1 protein-coding gene is annotated in these 1,471 nt (G+C 65.4%); it reads right to left on the reverse strand.

Going from position 1 to position 1,471, the window contains the following annotated elements:
* Positions 1–1,471: type VI secretion system Vgr family protein (locus EZI54_RS23680; protein WP_131484306.1), on the reverse strand; the 1,471-nt coding region annotated here is incomplete at both ends.

The following is a 1,471-nucleotide window of genomic DNA, read 5'->3' on the forward strand; positions in this document are numbered from 1 at the left end:
GCGGGCAGGTGCCATCAGGCTGCTCCTGACACTGTTCAACCAACGCCGTCCGCTGGATTCGTCCCTGTGTTAGACGGTGGGCAACGACCGGCTTGGCCTCGGCTCGTTGGGCGGTTTCAGCCAATACTGCGGGCTCAATCTTCTCTCCCGTATGGGCAGCCAACGCCTGGGGCACCTCCGGCGCCTTCGCCCCTTGCCCAGACCCACTCCCCGGCGAACCACCCGCATTGAGGTTAATCGCCGGCCCACTCAGGGCGACACCGCTGGGGTCGATCTTGACGAAGCTGCCGCCGCCTTTGAGGGTGATTTCGGCGCCAGCTTCGATGACGGCCTTCTGGCCCGCCTTGATGTGCAATTCCTGGCCGGATTCGCTGAGCCAGGCGGTGCCGGCTTTGAGGTGGAGGGTGCCGGTGACGTCGAAGCTGTGGTCCTGGCCCACCTTCTCCCGCTTCTCGCCATCGACCGTACTGTGGTCGTTGGCCTTGATGTGGGCATAGCGGTCGTTGTCGACGGTCAGGTGGCTGTTGTTATGGACCACCTCGGTGCGGTCGTTTTCGGTCAGCAGGTCCAGGTCCTTCTGGGCGTGGAGGTAGATCTGTTCCCTGTCCGCCTCGTCCTCGAAGCGCAGCTCGTTACTGCCCTCACCCTTGTGGGTCTGGGTCTTTAAGGTGGTGCGGGTCTTATGCTCCGGCAGCGCGTAGGGCGGTGTGTTGGACGCGTGGTAGGTGCGGCCGGTGATGATTGGCTGGTCCGGGTCGCCGTCCAGGAAGGAGACGATGACCTCGTGCCCGATGCGGGGTAACGCCATGAAGCCGTAGCGGCCCCCGGCCCAGCCCTGGCTGACCCTGAGCCAGGCGCTGCTGTGTTCGTCGTTCTTCGAGTAGCGGTCCCACGGGAACCTTACCTTGACCCGGCCGTGTTCGTCGCAGTGGATCTCCTCGCCCTGGGGGCCGGTGACGATGGCGATTTGGGGCCCGTCCATGATCGGACGCTCGGGTGGTTCCGGCCGCCAGGCGGTATCCCCGGGCACGCTCTTAAAGGTGTTGCTGTAGGTGGTCGGCTCGGAACCCCCTTCCTCTTCCAGCGCCTGGGGCTGCTGGCCGGTGTGGGTGACCTGGGTGATCAGCCAGTCCCGGTTGAGGCTGTCATTCGTATGGCCGGACAGGGTGACCTTGGCCCCGGCGCTGAAGTCCGGGCGGTTGCTCTCGCCACTTCCGAGGCTGGCGTCCTTGCGCAGGCTGTCCAGCCGGGCTTCGGTGTAGGGCTGGCCGGAGGCATCGCCCTTGAACCGGCCCGGGTAGTCGTAGTGCTCGTAGTCGCGGCGCTGGCTGTCCAGGTCCGCCGCATGGGCCTGGTGCATCAGGGCGTAGGCGGGGTTCCTGAAGGTGTAGTCCTTCAGGGCCACACCGGCGACGGAGACGGTCTCGGTGTAGCTGAATTTAAAGACGCAGGGGGTCTTGTGGGAACCGCC

The sequence above is a fragment of the Marinobacter halodurans genome (genome assembly GCF_004327985.1).
GTDB lineage: Bacteria > Pseudomonadota > Gammaproteobacteria > Pseudomonadales > Oleiphilaceae > Marinobacter_A > Marinobacter_A halodurans.